This is a genomic window from Pseudoalteromonas sp. TAE56, from assembly GCF_000497955.1.
Lineage (GTDB): Bacteria > Pseudomonadota > Gammaproteobacteria > Enterobacterales > Alteromonadaceae > Pseudoalteromonas.
Genome location: NZ_AUTN01000081.1, coordinates 1 through 693, shown reverse-complemented (window position 1 = coordinate 693; position 693 = coordinate 1). Strand labels below are relative to the sequence as shown.

2 protein-coding genes are annotated in these 693 nt (G+C 39.1%); both read left to right on the top strand.

The window, feature by feature from the left end:
• On the top strand, positions 1 to 239 hold a 239-nt coding region (locus L656_RS1000000123325; RefSeq protein WP_024598871.1), incomplete at its 5' end, for a hypothetical protein.
• Positions 240 to 326: 87 nt separating this feature from the next.
• On the top strand, positions 327 to 650 hold the full coding sequence (locus L656_RS0108385) for a hypothetical protein (protein ID WP_024598870.1): 324 nt from the start codon (positions 327 to 329) through the stop codon (positions 648 to 650).
• Positions 651 to 693 lie beyond the last annotated feature (43 nt).

The following is a 693-nucleotide window of genomic DNA, read 5'->3' as shown; positions in this document are numbered from 1 at the left end:
CTGATCAGCTAAAAGGTTTGAAAATTAAATCATGTGAGTCCTTCGCTTCTGACGATTCAGCATTCACAATATGTTTTACAACCTCAGAAAATGAAAAACTGGAAGATACTTTTCCCACAGGTGATAAGGCATATACAGTTATGCTTGTTTACTCTGAAAAGTCAGTTGTCATCGGTTTAGACATTATCGGTTGTGAAAATACTGAATTACAAAAGCAACTGTTAGCATGTTGCACATAACAAAAACATCATGGTGGGAATTTTACTCGCTGGCCTTCGGCCAACAACGCTCATAAAATCCCCATATGTTAAGAGTTAAGCATCATTATGAAATTGAGTGTACCTATCGAACTTGAATACAGCAGGAAAAACTTATTAGTCTTGCTGTCTTATGGTCAAAAGCCAGATCAATCGCCATACACTCATAAACAAATTTCTGAGTGGTGTGAACGGTTTTGGAATAAATATAATGATGTTGATGTGTCGGAAGAAATTGAGAAGGTTATGCCTATTCTTGCTGACATTGAAACGCAATGGGATCTCTACCTAGCAAATACATACCCATCATCACAGCTACAGCAGCTAGATTTTGAGACTGTTAACTTGCCCGTAGAGTGGTTCAAGGATTGGAGCGCTGAGGCAAATGCTTAACAAGTGCATGTTGCATCAGCCACTGCGTGGCTTGGACGGTTTT